The 12,373-nt window shown below is 69.1% G+C and carries 14 protein-coding genes; 10 read left to right on the forward strand and 4 right to left on the reverse strand.

All coding sequences use genetic code 11. The features are described from left to right. Positions 1-8: 8 nt before the first annotated feature. Positions 9-758 (reverse strand): SIR2 family NAD-dependent protein deacylase, encoded by a 750-nt coding sequence (locus tag ACV4UX_RS04065; RefSeq protein ID WP_491592048.1) that lies wholly within the window; start codon positions 756-758, stop codon positions 9-11. A 201-nt stretch (positions 759-959) separates the two neighbouring features. Continuing rightward, positions 960-1,895 carry a tRNA (adenine-N1)-methyltransferase gene (locus tag ACV4UX_RS04070; protein WP_491592049.1) on the reverse strand — a complete coding sequence of 312 codons (936 nt, stop codon included), beginning with the start codon at positions 1,893-1,895 and terminating at the stop codon, positions 960-962. Between the two features lie 83 nt (positions 1,896-1,978). Between ACV4UX_RS04070 and ACV4UX_RS04075 the strand changes: the two genes are divergently transcribed. The 6 genes from ACV4UX_RS04075 (at position 1,979) to ACV4UX_RS04100 (ending at position 7,381) form a co-directional block, all read left to right on the forward strand. Then, positions 1,979-2,956 carry a radical SAM protein gene (locus ACV4UX_RS04075; RefSeq protein ID WP_491592050.1) on the forward strand — a complete coding sequence of 326 codons (978 nt, stop codon included), beginning with the start codon at positions 1,979-1,981 and terminating at the stop codon, positions 2,954-2,956. Positions 2,957-3,131: 175 nt separating this feature from the next. Further along, on the forward strand, positions 3,132-4,586 hold the full coding sequence (locus ACV4UX_RS04080; protein ID WP_491592051.1) for an Rne/Rng family ribonuclease: 1,455 nt from the start codon (positions 3,132-3,134) through the stop codon (positions 4,584-4,586). Positions 4,587-4,589: 3 nt separating this feature from the next. Next, complete coding sequence (locus tag ACV4UX_RS04085; RefSeq protein WP_491592052.1) at positions 4,590-5,177, forward strand: epoxyqueuosine reductase QueH; 588 nt, start codon at positions 4,590-4,592, stop codon at positions 5,175-5,177. Positions 5,178-5,192: 15 nt separating this feature from the next. Further along, positions 5,193-6,323 (forward strand): radical SAM family heme chaperone HemW, encoded by a 1,131-nt coding sequence (hemW, locus tag ACV4UX_RS04090; RefSeq protein WP_491592053.1) that lies wholly within the window; start codon positions 5,193-5,195, stop codon positions 6,321-6,323. Between the two features lie 81 nt (positions 6,324-6,404). Next, positions 6,405-6,908 (forward strand): hypothetical protein, encoded by a 504-nt coding sequence (locus tag ACV4UX_RS04095; protein WP_491592054.1) that lies wholly within the window; start codon positions 6,405-6,407, stop codon positions 6,906-6,908. Further along, complete coding sequence (locus ACV4UX_RS04100; RefSeq protein WP_491592055.1) at positions 6,905-7,381, forward strand: hypothetical protein; 477 nt, start codon at positions 6,905-6,907, stop codon at positions 7,379-7,381. The genes ACV4UX_RS04095 and ACV4UX_RS04100 overlap by 4 nt, the downstream gene beginning before the upstream one ends. A gap of 87 nt (positions 7,382-7,468) precedes the next feature. On the opposite strand, the gene ACV4UX_RS04105 is transcribed toward ACV4UX_RS04100, so the two are convergent. After that, entirely contained in the window at positions 7,469-7,753 is a 285-nt protein-coding gene (locus ACV4UX_RS04105; RefSeq protein WP_491592056.1) for a sll1863 family stress response protein, read from the reverse strand. An 86-nt stretch (positions 7,754-7,839) separates the two neighbouring features. Next, complete coding sequence (locus ACV4UX_RS04110) at positions 7,840-9,414, reverse strand: sigma-54 interaction domain-containing protein (RefSeq protein ID WP_491592057.1); 1,575 nt, start codon at positions 9,412-9,414, stop codon at positions 7,840-7,842. Positions 9,415-9,556: 142 nt separating this feature from the next. On the opposite strand from ACV4UX_RS04110, the gene ACV4UX_RS04115 reads away from it, so the two are divergent. The 4 genes from ACV4UX_RS04115 to ACV4UX_RS04130 form a co-directional block, all read left to right on the forward strand. After that, on the forward strand, positions 9,557-10,534 hold the full coding sequence (locus ACV4UX_RS04115) for a 4Fe-4S dicluster domain-containing protein (RefSeq protein WP_491592058.1): 978 nt from the start codon (positions 9,557-9,559) through the stop codon (positions 10,532-10,534). Continuing rightward, the gene (locus ACV4UX_RS04120; protein WP_491592059.1) at positions 10,527-10,991 is read left to right on the forward strand and encodes a hypothetical protein; all 465 of its coding nucleotides are present in this window, start codon (positions 10,527-10,529) and stop codon (positions 10,989-10,991) included. The genes ACV4UX_RS04115 and ACV4UX_RS04120 overlap by 8 nt, the downstream gene beginning before the upstream one ends. 2 nt (positions 10,992-10,993) lie before the next feature. After that, positions 10,994-11,302: a hypothetical protein gene (locus ACV4UX_RS04125; protein ID WP_491592060.1), complete on the forward strand. Its 309-nt coding sequence runs from the start codon at positions 10,994-10,996 to the stop codon at positions 11,300-11,302. An 18-nt stretch (positions 11,303-11,320) separates the two neighbouring features. After that, on the forward strand, positions 11,321-12,373 hold a 1,053-nt coding region (locus tag ACV4UX_RS04130), incomplete at its 3' end, for a multiheme c-type cytochrome (protein ID WP_491592061.1).

The following is a 12,373-nucleotide window of genomic DNA, read 5'->3' on the forward strand; positions in this document are numbered from 1 at the left end:
GGTTTGGTTCATTGGTCCAGCAGGAGCCTGACCAGCAGGGGCAGGGCCTCCTCGGCCCCGGCCGCGACGGCGGCGTCGCACAGGGGGGCCAGGCGCGAGGCCGCGAGGTTGATCTCGGCCAGTCTGCCGCCCTGCTGCCGGGTAAGCTGCGGCAGGACGTTGGCCGGGGCCACCTCGCAGGAGGTGCCCACGATGAGCGCAAGCTCCGCGCCGGAGGCCAATTGACCGCTTTTGTCGAGGGCGTCAAGGGGAATGGGCTCCCCGAAGAACACCACGTCCGGGCGCACCACCGCGCCGCAGCGCTCGCAGAGCCAGGGGGCCGTCTCCGGAGTGACCTCCATGGCCCGGGCCGCGTCCTTGGGGGCCTGGCAGCCGTTGCAGCGCCAGCTGGCCATGGTTCCGTGGAATTCCACCACGTTCACCGATCCGGCCCGCTGGTGAAGGCCGTCGATGTTCTGGGTGACGACGCCCTGCACCATGCCGGCCTGCTCCAGTTCGGCCAGGGCGGCGTGGGCCGGATTGGGCCGGGCTGCGGCCATCACGTCGCGGGCGTCCAGGATGAAGCGCCAGGCCTCGGCGGGGGAGTTCTCCAGCGCCTCGGCCGTGGCCACGCGCATGGGATCGTAGCGCGACCACAACCCGCCCGGGCTGCGAAAGTCCGGGATGCCGCTGGGGACTGATATGCCTGCCCCGGTCAGGACGAGCACCTTGCCGGAGGAAGGCCAGAGCCTTGCGATGCGTTCGACTGCTTCTTTCATGGAAGGGGGAGCCCCGTCTTCTGGGCGTGCCGCCGCATGGCGTTGCATCGCCCACGGCGGCTGCTAGCAGATTGCCCCGGTGCTGCAAAGGGGCGCGCCGCGCCGGGTGCGGCCCGTTGCGGGGCTTTTGGCGGGGTGGATACGATAACAGCGGGGAATCCCTCCCGTTTTCGCCGAAGGGATTCCCAGATTAAAAGGTGTTCATGAACCGGCATCCGCGCGGTCCCCGGAAGCGTCCCGGGCGGCGTGCTCCCCGGCGGCGGGGCCGGAGCCGCCTTCAGGCCCGCTCTCCGCGCCGCCGTCGGGGGGCGTCCCCGGGGCCGCGTCCGATTCCGGGGGCGCAGGCGGCGTCCAGGGCTCGGGGGGCAGGCCCTTGTGGCGCGCGAACACCAGGAAGCCCGTGTGGGCCACCATGCGGTCTTCCGGGCGCAGGCGGTCGGCCACGGGCTTGTAGCGCCGCAGCATGATCTCCAGCACCTCCACGTCGTCGAACTCGGAGGTCTCCAGACCGCGCAGCAGGTCGGAAATCTGGTTTGTGGTGGGCAGCAAAAAGCCGACGGGCGCGCCGGGGCAGACGGCCCTGGCGACGTGTTCCAGGCAGTCCGAGGGCTCGCGAACGTCCAGGAAGAGGGCGTCGGCCCCGCGGGCCTCCTCGGGGAAGCCTTCCTCGCTCACGTCGCGGGTGAAGAAGCTCACGCGCTGGGCCAGGCCGTTGCGCTCCAGGTTTTCGCGGGCGAGCTTGGAGAACTCGGCGCGCTTCTCGCAGGTGTAGACGCGGCCCGAATCGCCCGCCATCCAGGCCAGGGCCGTGGTGAGCCCCCCCGAGCCGGAGCCCGCCTCGATGATGCGCCGCCCCGGACCGGCCCCCAGCTTGAGCAGCACGTAGCCGATCTCCTTGGGGTACATGATGGTGGTCAGGCGCTTCACGCCCTTGATGCAGTCGTGCAGGGTGGGCTTGAGGATGCGGTAGGGGTGTCCCTTGTGGGTGCGCACGCAGGCCCCGAAGCCCGCCAGGGCCACCTCGTCCATTTTGAGCAGGCCCTCCTGGGTGTGGAAGGCCTGGACGGGGTCCAGGGGCCGAAGATAGCGCTTGCCCTCGGGGCTTATGAGCAGTACCAATTCACCGGTTTGGATCATGCCGGAAACATTCCTTCTTCATCGTGTGGCAAAGCGCGCCACTGTGTCCCCCTCGGCCGTCCCTGTCAAGCGGAGGACCTCCCGTGAGAGCTGAATCGCAGGGCCTCGTCTTCGGCCCGGTGCGTTCCGGCCGCCTCGGCGCGTCCCTGGGGCTCGACCTGCTCGGGGCCAAGATCTGCACCTTCGATTGCCTCTACTGCGAAGCCGGGGCCACCCGCGCCCTTACGGCCGCCAGGCGACCCTACGTGCCCGCCGCCAGGCTCCTGGGCGAGCTGGCGGCCTGGCTCTTCGAGCCGCACCCGCCCTTCGAGGTGGTCACGCTGGGCGGCATGGGCGAGCCCACCCTGAACACCGACATGGGGCAGATCATCGAAGGCGTGCGCGAGCTCTGCCCGGGCGTCCCCGTGGCCGTGCTCACCAATTCGAGCCTCATGGCCGACCCTGACGTGCGCCGCGACCTCTGCCTGGCCGACATGGTGCTGCCCTCCATGGACAGCCTGATGCCCGCGGAGTTTCTCCAGGTGAACCGCCCGCTGCCTGGCGCGTCGCTCATGGACATCCGCAAGGGGCTCCTCACGTTCCGCCGCCAGTTCGCGGGCAAGCTCTTTCTGGAAGTGCTCCTGCTGGCGGGCATGAACGATTCGGCCGAGAATCTGGCGCGGCTGGCGGCCTTCACGGCCGAGCTGGCCCCCGACCGCGTGGACGTGACCACCATGAGCCGGCCCGGGGCCTATCCCCAGGCCCTGCCCGCTTCCCCCGCCACCCTGGCCCGCTTCCGCGAGGCCCTGTGCGGGGAGGCCCACCCCCTGGCGGCAGGGCCGGAAAAGACGGCGCAGTTCGCGCCGCCACTGGACAACGAGGGCTCCCGGCGTTTAGAGGCCCTTGGCATGAGGGTCCTCGATTCCCTTGCGCGCAGGCCCCAGACGGCATTGTCGCTGGCGGCGGCTCTGGGCGCGGGGGAGGCGGACCTGGCAAATTTACTGGACGACCTTTCGGCGCGCGGCCTGGTGAAGGCAGTGACCCTGGGCGGCGAGACGTTCTACTCCCGCGTCGGACGCTGACCGCCGGAAGGTCCGGACTTTTTCGTCTTTCAACCGCGCCGGCGCGTGGGGCCATTCGCCCGCCCGGCGTCAACGGACGCCCGATCCGGGCGTCGCCGGACCAACGGCCCCGAGGGGCCGCCCCGAAGCGCCGCGCTCGAGCGCGGCCGCGCGGGCCGTCCGGAAAGGAGCTTTCATGGCTGCGAAGAAACGCAGACACAAGATGTTCATCTCCGTTCTCCCCGGAGAAGAAGTGGAGGTGGCGGTCACCGTGGACGGGGCGCTCCACGAATACTACGTGGAGATGACCCACCAGGCCAAGACGCGCGGCAACATCTACAAGGGCCGCATCCACAACGTCGATCCCTCCCTTCAGGCCGCATTCATCAACTACGGGGCCGAACGCAACGGCTTCCTGCAGATCGACGAAGTGCACCCCGAATACTACCTGGAAGACGCAACGGGCCACAAGGGCAAGTATCCGCCCATCCAGAAGGTGCTCAAGAAGGGCCAGGAAGTGCTGGTGCAGGTGGTGAAGGAGCCCACGGGCAACAAGGGGGCCTTCGTCACCAGCTACCTTTCGCTGCCGGGGCGCTACTTCGTGCTCACGCCCGGGCGCGAGCAGAAGGGCATCTCGCGCAAGGTGGAGGACGACGAGGAGCGCAAGCGCCTCAAGGAGATCGCCTCCGGAGTGAAGCTCGACGAGGGCATCGGCATCATCGTGCGCACGGCCTCCATCGGGCAGTCCAAGGCGGCCCTGGAGCGCGACGTGAGCTACCTCAAGCGCCTCTGGAAAGAAGTGCGCGCCAAGGGGGCCAGCGTGGCCACCCCGGCCATGATCTACCAGGAGCCCGACCTCTCCGCCCGCGCCGTGCGCGACTACCTCACCGACGACGTGGCCGAGGTCTGGGTGGACGACAAGGAGACCGCCGAGCGCGTCTCCGAAATGGCCGCCCTGGTCTTCCCGCGCCGCCAGGGGCTGGTGCGCCCGCACAACGACCCCGAGCACTCCATGTGGGAGCGCTTCTCCCTGCGCAAGCAGATCGAGCAGTTGCACGGACGCGAGGTGATCCTGCCCTCCGGCGGTCGCCTGGTGATCGACCACACCGAGGCCCTCACCGCCGTGGACGTGAACTCCGGCAAGATCGGCGGGGAGACCAATTTCAAGGAAATGGCCCTCAAGACCAACATGGAGGCAGCCGCCGAGGTGGCCAACCAGCTCCGGCTGCGCGACATCGGCGGCCAGGTGGTGGTGGACTTCATCGAACTCAAGGACCGCAAACACGTGGCCGAAGTGGAAAAGGCCATGAAGAACGCCATGAAGGGAGACCGCGCACGCCACGACGTGGGCAAGATCTCGCGCTTCGGGCTCATGGAGATCGTGCGCCAGCGCATGGGCTCCTCGGCCATGTCGGTCTCCACGGAAGTCTGTCCGGTCTGCCAGGGCTCGGGCTCGCGGCGCAATCTGGAGTGGCAGGCCACCCAGTCCCTGCGCGAGCTCTATCGCCTGATCCGCCGCTCCGGCTCGGGCGATTCCATCACTTGGCGCACCTCCGGTGAGCTGGCCTTCTACCTGCTCAACCAGAAGCGGGGCAGGCTCGCGGCCCTGGAAGAGCAGTACGGCAAGGCCATCCACGTGCTCACGGACTAGGGCGTGCTGCTGGTCCACGCCTGCTGCGGCCCGTGTTCCATCACGGTGTTCACGGGCCTGAAGGAGGGGGGCTTCTCCATCCGGGGGTTCTACCACAACCCCAACATCCACCCCCTGGGCGAGTACCTGCGCCGCGCCGAGGCCCTGGAGCAGGTGGCGGAGCGCCTGGGCACGCCCGTGGACTTCGACCACCCGGGGCACGACCCCGCCCGTTTCCTGCGCCTGACCGCCTTTCGCGAACAGGTCCGCTGCCCCCTGTGCTACGCCCTGCGCCTGGACCGCGCGGCGCGCGAGGCAAAACGACTTGGGGCGGCGGCCTTCACCACCACGCTGCTCTACAGCCGCTACCAGGACCACCAGGCCATCCGCGCGGCAGGGGAAGAAGCCTCCCGCGCGCACGGCGTGCCCTTCCACTACGAGGACTTCCGTCCCGGCTGGGACGAGGGCCAGCGCCTCGCCCGGGAGTGGGGGCTCTACCGCCAGCCCTACTGCGGCTGCGTCCATTCGGAGTTCGAGCGTTACATGAAGAAATTGCGCCGCCTGCCCCTGACGGCGGGCTATCCTGACGCAGGGCCTGCCTCCGGGGCGTGAAACCGCGATAGGCCCATGCTCCTCTACGTCCACGTGCCCTTCTGCGCGGCCAAGTGCCGCTACTGCGCCTTCGCCTCCCAGCCCCTGGACATGGACGCCCTGGAGTCCTGGGGCCGGGCCGTGGCCGCCGAGGCCGCCCACTACGGCAGGCTCCTGGGTCGCCCCGAAGTGGAGACCGTCTACCTGGGCGGAGGCACCCCGAGCCTCATGCCCGCCTGGGCCTTCGACAGGCTCATGGAATCCCTCAGGCGTCACTTCGACATTCCGGCGGGCGTGGAGTTCACCCTGGAGGCCAACCCGGACTCGGCCCGGGACACCGACCTCATGCGCCTGTGGCGCGAGGCCGGAGTGAACCGGGTGTCCCTGGGCGTGCAGTCCCTGCAGGGCGAGGAACTGGCCCTGCTGGGCCGCCCCCACACCCTGGCCGACGTGCACACCGCCGTGCAGCGCCTGCGCGCACAGGGGCTGCCCAACCTCTCGGTGGACCTCATCTGGGGCCTGCCCGGGCAGCGCCTGCGCTTCTGGATGGAGAACCTCAAGGCGGCCGTGCGCCTGGGGCCGGACCACATCTCGGCCTACGGGCTCACCCTGGAGCCGGGCACGCCCCTGGCCGAGTCCGTGGAGGCCGGGGCCATGGCCCTGCCCGGCGAAGACGAGGCCGCCAGGATGTACGTGCAGGGCGGCGACTTCCTGGAAGAGCAGGGCTTCCTGCACTACGAGATCAGCAACTTCGCGCGCATGGGCTTCGCCTCGCGCCACAACCAGGGCTACTGGGAGGGCAAGGACTACCTGGGCCTGGGGCCTTCGGCGGTTTCCACGCTCCAGGGCAGGCGCTGGGAGAACCCTCGCGCGGTGTCCGACTATGTGCAGGCCGCCCGTGACAAGGCCTGGGGCCGCGACGCCGAGACCCTGGACCCCCAGGTGCGCGCCCGCGAGCTCCTGATGCTGGCGCTGCGCACCTCCCGGGGCATGCGCCTGGCCGACTACCGCCGCCTCACAGGGCGCGACCTGGCCGGGGCCGAGGCCAAACTCCTGGGGGCGCTGCGCCAGAAGGACCTCATCCGCATCAAGGACGGCACGCTCCGCTTGACGCGCCAGGGCATGCTCGTCTCCAACCTGATCATCGGGCGCTTCCTCTTTCCCTGACGCCCCGGGCTTTTGCCCGGCTCCGGATTGGTGTAGGGAACCCGAAACCCCGTAGGGGGAAACCGTGGAGGTATCCAGGCGATGCGAAGAATCGTCCTCATCCTGGCCCTGGCTCTTGGGCTGGTCTGCCAGGCCGCGTCGGCGGCCGCCCAGGAGGGCCATGCGGAGAACTCCGGCACGGTGCGCATGAGCATCGGTCGCGGCGCCATGATCGTGAGCATCACCGGCGGCTCGGGCACGCTCACCTTCCAGGGGCAGGAGTACCCCTTCAAGGTGGGCGGTCTCGGATTGGGGCTTCTCGGCGTCACCAAGGTGGAGGCCGAGGGCGAGGCGTTCGACCTCAAGCGCGTCGAGGACTTCACCGGGGCCTACGCCCTGGGCGGCGCGGACTACTCCTTCGGGGACGGCAAGGGCGTCCTGTGGCTGCGTAACACCAAGGGCGTGACCCTGCGGTTGCGTTCCGCCGTCAAGGGCGTGTCCCTGGCCGCGGCGGGCGAGGGGCTGGTGATCCAGTGGGGGGAGGTAAGGCAGGGAACTCAGGCAGGAAAGCAGAACGGCGAGACGCTCACAAGGGAGAATCCATGAACACGGCGACGATTTTCAGGCTGGCGCGCCATGCGGCCCTGGCCCTGCTCCTCTCGGCGGCTCCGGCCCTGGCGGCCGAGAAGACCTCCCATGAGGGGGCTGGCGCGCCTTCGGGCACAATCAGCATGGAATACGGGCAGGGCGGCTTCCTGCTTTCGGCCAGCGGGGGCAACGGAACGCTGGTGTTCCGGGGCAAACGCTACGCCTTCAAGACCGGCGGGCTGGGCGTGGGCGGCATCGGCGTGTCCAAGGTTTCGGCCTCGGGCGAGGTGTACAACCTCCAGCGCATCGAGGACTTCCCCGGGGCCTACTTCCAGGCGCGCGCGGGCTACGCCGTGGGCGACGGCAAGGGCCATCAGTGGCTGGAGAACGCCAACGGCGTGGTGCTCAAGCTCAAGGGCAAGTCCAAGGGGCTGCACCTGAACCTGGGGGCCGACGGCCTGATGATCGAGATGGGCGCCATCAAGAAGTGACGCTTCGCGGCGACCGCGCGGGCGGCCTCGGCCGTCCCGCGCGCGGACCGCTTCCCGGAGGGATGGAGCCACCGGCCGTCCGGGACGCTAGAATTTGTCCTTGGCCTTGCTCACCGCGTCCTTGAGTTCCTGGAAGGCATTGTCGAAACCCTCCCTGAGTTCGCTCAAGGCCGAACCGCCGCCCTTGCGCAGCAGCGTGAGCTTGTAGCGCGCCAGGTCGTACTTGGATTCAAGCTTGGACAGCTTCTCCTCGAACTTGCCGATGGAACCCTCGCCCCTGGCCTCGGCCTTGGATTTGACTTCGTCGATCTTCTCGCGCAGCCGCCCGAGCTGCTCTTCCATCTGGACGCCGAACTTTTCGCGTTCCGGCATGGCGCTACCCCCCGCAACATGTTGAAACGATTGATCTGATCAACCAGTTCATAGAGCGTTGGCCGACCTTTGGCAAGGCCTGCGCCTCAGGAACGCACCACGCGGGCGCATTCCACCCCGTGTTTGCGCATGCGGTTGTGCACGGTGAGCCGCGTGACGCCCAGCAGCTTCGCGGCCCGGGTCTTGTTGCCCTCCGCCAGGCGCAGGGCCTCCACCAGCTCGTCGCGCTCCCTGTCGCCGGGGAGGCGCGCCGCATCCGGGGGCGTCAACGCCAAGGGCCCTCCCGTCCCGGAGCCCGCCCGATCCCTGTTAGCGCCGCGTCCCTCCAGGGTGCCGCAGGCCAGGCAGACTCCGTGCGTTCCGGCAACGCCGGGCGCGGACACCCCGCCGGACTCCCGAAGGCCTGCCGCCCGGACGGCAGGGGGCGTTTCATCGCCGTGCTCCCCCGCCGGGAGTGTCCCGTCCGTGCAGCCGGATGTCCGGGGGCCTCCCAGGCCGGGCGGCAGGTCCTCGGGGCCGATGCGCCCGTGCTCGCAGAGCACGGCGGCGTACTCCAGGGCGTGCTTGAGCTCGCGCACGTTGCCCGGCCAGGAGTGTGAGGCAAGCACGCGCAGGGCCTCGGGCGTGAGCGACAACGGGCCTGCGCCCGACCGGGCCGCGCGGCGCGCCAGGAAGTGGGCCGCGAGGCCGGGCAGATCCTCCATGCGCTCGCGCAGGGGCGGCATCACGATGGGCAGCACGTTCACGCGGAAGAAGAAATCCTCGCGGAAGCGGCCCCGGGCGATGAGTCCGCGCAGGTCCTGATGGGTTGCGGCGATGAGCCGCACGTCCACGGGCACGGGGCGGTTCTCGCCCACGCGCTCGATGGTCTTGGTCTCCAGGGTGCGCAGGAGCTTCACCTGGATGGAAAGGGGCGCGTCGCCCAGCTCGTCCAGGAAGATGTCGCCTCCGTGGGCCTCCTCGAAGCGGCCGCGCCGGGCGCGGTGCGCGCCGGTGAAGGCCCCCCGGGCGTGGCCGAAGAGCTCGCTCTCCAGGAGCGATTCGTTGAGCGCCGCGCAGTTGAGCTGCACGAACGGCCCCCCCGCGCGCGGTCCCAGCTCGTGGATGGCCCGCGCGGCCAGCTCCTTGCCCGTGCCCGATTCGCCCAGCAGGAGCACCGGAGCCTCGCTGCGCGCCGCCTTGGGCAGGATGTCGAAGAGCCTGCGCATGGCGGGCGAGGAGCCCACCATGCCGTGGAAGGAGCCCGGCTCGTCCAGGAGCCGCGAGAGTTCCTCCACCTTGCGGTCCAGGCGGTCCAGGTCCGAGAGGTCCATGACCGTCTCCACCGCGCCGATCACCCGGTCCGAAGAGTCGCGGATCAGAGACTGGTTCTTGAACACCGGGATGCGCAGGCCGTCCTTGCGCACGATGAGGCAGCGCTTGGGGCGGGGCGGGTGGCCGTCGAAGAGGCGGCACCAGCCCCCCTTGGCCTGACGGCGGCTCGTCTCGCAGGCGTCGCAGTCGAAGAGTTTGCAGCTGCGCCCCACCAGCTCCTCGTGGGAAAAGCCCGTGAGGCGCGTCATGGCCTCGTTGACCATGACGATGCGCCCCGAGGGGTCCACCAGGAACACGCCTTCCTGGATGGCGTGGCAGATGTCCTGCCAGTGGGCGCTCACGTCCATGGGGCCTCCGGTCGATCGTTTCGTATAGTCATGTGTATATTCTGTTGGATGTATACGTCGCGTGCCTGGGGGTGGCAAGCAAGATAATGTCTCTTTATTCTCACATGTTGTGTGTTGGCACGTCCCGTGCTTCCCGGATGTCATGCTCAACACCATCGATCCCAAAGCCCGCTTCTCCCGGCGGACGCTGTTCAAGGCCCTGAGCCTGGGCGGCGCGGCCGCGCTCCTGCCGGAGCGTTCGCGCGCCGCGGCCCTCCCCGTAACCGGCCAGGAACTGGCCACCTTCCTGGACCTCTCCAGGTGCATCGGCTGCGGGGCCTGCGTGGAGGCCTGCCGCGTCGAGAACGCCGGGCGCTACCCCGAGCCCAAGAAGCCCTTCCCCACCATGTACCCCGAGCGCGTCAAGGTGGAGGACTGGTCGGACAAGCGCGCAGTGGACACGCGCCTCACGCCCTACAACTGGCTCTTCATCCAGAGCGCCACGGTGGAGGGGCGCGAGGTGCACATCCCCCGGCGCTGCATGCACTGCCAGAACCCGCCCTGCGCCAACCTCTGCCCCTGGGGCGCGGCCGCACGGGAGGCAGACGGCACGGTGGCCATCAACCAGGACATCTGCCTGGGCGGGGCCAAGTGCCGCGACGTGTGCCCCTGGTCCATCCCCCAGCGCCAGACCGGCGCGGGCCTCTACCTGGACCTGATGCCCTCCCTGGCTGGCAACGGCGTGATGAACAAGTGCCGTCGTTGCCCGGAGCGCGTGGCCCAGGGCAAAATGCCCGCCTGCATCGAAGCCTGTCCCCAGGGCGTGCAGACCATGGGCCCGCGTGAGGAGATCGCGGCCCAGGCCAAGGCCATGGCCAAGAAGACCGGCGGTTTCCTCTACGGCCTGGAGGATAACGGCGGCACCAACACCCTCTATCTCTCGCCCGTGCCCTTCGAGAAGCTCGCCGCCGCGGTGAAGACCGGCCCCGGCAGGCCCGAGCTGGCCGCCGTGGCCGACGTGATGGGCACGTCCAACCGCCTGGCCTGGGCCGTGCTCCTGGCCCCCCTGGCCGGGGCCGCCGGGGCGCTGCTCTCCGGAGCGCGCGCGATGATGGGCCGCAAGGAGGATTCCAATGGCTGATCGCCGTTTTTCCGGGAGCCTCGCCGCTTCCTCCGCGGCCGTACCCGGACGCCTGGGCTTCTACCGCCTCGCGGCGGCGGTCCTGGCCGTCTCGGGCATCGCCCAGATGCCCATCTTCAAACGCTACTACATCGCCGACATCCCGGGCATGGCCTGGACCGGCGATTTCCTCTTCACCCACGCCCTGCACTACGCGGCCGCCGCCGCGCTGCTCTTCTGGCTGGGCTGGCGGCTGGCCGCCCGGGGCGCGGTCTCCCTGGGCCGGGGCCGCCTGGCGCTGCTGGGGGCGCTTGCGCTCACGGGCGGGGCGCACGTGCTCTTCAATCTGCCCGGCGTGAGCCTGCCCCCCCTGGCGGCCATGCTCCTGGACTGGACACACCTGGGCGCAGCCATGGCGCTCGGCATCGCGGCACTGGCAATGGTGTTCAACCGCCGAAACAAGACACGCAGGAGGTAGCCATGAAACCGGCACGGATTCTCGCGGCGGTCCTTATCCTCCTGGCCTTCGCCCAGGCGGCGCAGGCCAGGTCGAAGGCCTGTCCGCCGTTTTTCCTTCGCGCGGAGGACGGGGCCGTCATCAACCCCGTCACCGGGCAGAACGCGGACAAGCCCGTCTCCACGCGCCAGACCTGCGGAGCGCAGGGCTGCCACGACTACGCGGCCATCACCAAGGGCTATCACTTCCAGCAGGGGTGGGACCAGATCAAGGACGGCTACTCCAAGGACAAGCCCTGGGTGCTCTCCCCAGGCATGATGGGCAAGTTCTGACCTCCCTCCTTTCGCCAGTTGGCGAAAAAGAACAACAACAATCCCGACCAGATCGACATGACCCCCTTCCAGTTCGCGGCAGCGGGCGAGAAGGACGAGAAGAACCTGGGCGTGCCCGGCTGCGGCGGCTGCCACCCGGGCGGCGGAGGGCTGGAATATGACCGCGACGGCCAGCGTTACGACGCGCGCCTCAAGGGCGACCCCTCCCTGGCCAAGTCCCTGGACGGCGACTACTTCAAGAGCCGCTGGGCCGAGACCGGCGTGGTGGAGGCAGACTGCTTCATCTGCCACCTGCCCGGCTACAACTTCAAGGAGCGCAACAAGCAGCTCAAGAAGCTCAACTTCCGCTGGTCCGCCACGGCCGCGTCCGGCCTGGCCCAGGTGACCGGCTTCGTGGACGAGGGCCAGACGCCCCAGGTTGCCTACAACCTGCGGCTCTTCAACCAGGACGGCAAGGTGGTCCTGGACCTGAACGACCAGCCCCCAAGCGAGAACTGCGTGTTCTGCCACGGCATGTCCGACATGAAGAAGCGCGGCTTCTCCTGGAACGACCCGGTGAACCACGACGTGCACAACATGCGCGGCATGTCCTGCGTGAGCTGCCACCCCGGCGACATCAAGCACAACTTCGCCAAGGGCCAGGAAAACGTCTCCACCGTGCGCGACGACCTGGACAACACCATGAAGAAGTGCGCCGACTGCCACACCACCGGCTCCATGGGCGCGCCGCGCCCCGCGCACTCCGGCGTGCGCCCCAGCCACCTGGAGAAGATGGCCTGCGAGGCCTGCCACATTCCGGCGCTCAACAGGGCCGGAGGCGAGGGCTTCGACGTCACCACGGGCCAGATGGTCAACTATCCCAAGCTCGGGGCCAAGGGCATGGGCGCGGAGTTCAAGTGGGAGCCCCGGATCGAGGTGATCAAGAGCGGCCAGCTGGCGCCGGTGAACCCGCTCCTGGTGGTCACGTGGACCAACCGCGACGCCGACGGCACGTACCATCCGCTCTTCATGCGCGAGCTGCAAAAGGCCTGGGAGATCGCCAAACCGCGCCTCAAGGACGTGAAAAACCCC

The organism is Fundidesulfovibrio sp., assembly GCF_058402725.1.

Bases quoted from the DNA above. Each gene is read 5' to 3' on its own strand.
- ACV4UX_RS04070 (WP_491592049.1), bottom strand. From the start codon at position 1,895: ATGATCCAAACCGGTGAATTGGTACTGCTCATAAGCCCCGAGGGCAAG.
- ACV4UX_RS04080 (WP_491592051.1), top strand. From the start codon at position 3,132: ATGGCTGCGAAGAAACGCAGACACAAGATGTTCATCTCCGTTCTCCCC.
- ACV4UX_RS04100 (WP_491592055.1), top strand. From the start codon at position 6,905: ATGAACACGGCGACGATTTTCAGGCTGGCGCGCCATGCGGCCCTGGCC.
- ACV4UX_RS04125 (WP_491592060.1), top strand. From the start codon at position 10,994: ATGAAACCGGCACGGATTCTCGCGGCGGTCCTTATCCTCCTGGCCTTC.
- ACV4UX_RS04105 (WP_491592056.1), bottom strand. From the start codon at position 7,753: ATGCCGGAACGCGAAAAGTTCGGCGTCCAGATGGAAGAGCAGCTCGGG.
- ACV4UX_RS04095 (WP_491592054.1), top strand. From the start codon at position 6,405: ATGCGAAGAATCGTCCTCATCCTGGCCCTGGCTCTTGGGCTGGTCTGC.
- ACV4UX_RS04065 (WP_491592048.1), bottom strand. From the start codon at position 758: ATGAAAGAAGCAGTCGAACGCATCGCAAGGCTCTGGCCTTCCTCCGGC.
- hemW (WP_491592053.1), top strand. From the start codon at position 5,193: ATGCTCCTCTACGTCCACGTGCCCTTCTGCGCGGCCAAGTGCCGCTAC.
- ACV4UX_RS04115 (WP_491592058.1), top strand. From the start codon at position 9,557: ATGCTCAACACCATCGATCCCAAAGCCCGCTTCTCCCGGCGGACGCTG.
- ACV4UX_RS04110 (WP_491592057.1), bottom strand. From the start codon at position 9,414: ATGGACGTGAGCGCCCACTGGCAGGACATCTGCCACGCCATCCAGGAA.
- ACV4UX_RS04120 (WP_491592059.1), top strand. From the start codon at position 10,527: ATGGCTGATCGCCGTTTTTCCGGGAGCCTCGCCGCTTCCTCCGCGGCC.